The sequence below is a fragment of the Alkalihalophilus lindianensis genome (assembly GCF_032843265.1).
GTDB classification, from domain to species: domain Bacteria; phylum Bacillota; class Bacilli; order Bacillales; family Bacillaceae_D; genus Alkalihalophilus; species Alkalihalophilus lindianensis.
Genome location: NZ_JAWJBA010000118.1, coordinates 1 through 341 on the forward strand (window position 1 = coordinate 1; position 341 = coordinate 341).

Consider the following 341-nt stretch of genomic DNA (forward strand, 5'->3'; position numbering starts at 1 on the left):
CTCTTTTATTTAAAAGGATGTTGGTAATAATATCTTTTTCAACGGAAGCGTTATCATTGTGAAAGTAGACAGATAAAGTGTAGCCCTTTTCATTTAAATATGAAGAGATACTTGAAATGACTTTAGAAAAGGTTCCCCATAAATTGGGTGCAATTAAAGCGATCTCAGATTTTTTCCCTATTTTTAAATTGCTATGCTCAGTTTTTGATTTTTGACTATAGCCCAGCTTCTCCATCGCCTGTTCAACCTTTTTGCTAAGTTCGGGGCTGACATACCTTGTTTTATTAATTACGTGTGAAACTGTGGCTATAGAAACACCGGCTTCCTCTGCAATTTGTTTA

General features: G+C 34.9%; 1 protein-coding gene. It reads right to left on the reverse strand.

Annotated elements, in window-relative coordinates; translation table 11 throughout:
• A partial coding sequence (locus RYX56_RS21570; protein ID WP_317124019.1) for a LacI family DNA-binding transcriptional regulator occupies positions 1 to 341 on the reverse strand: 341 nt, incomplete at both ends.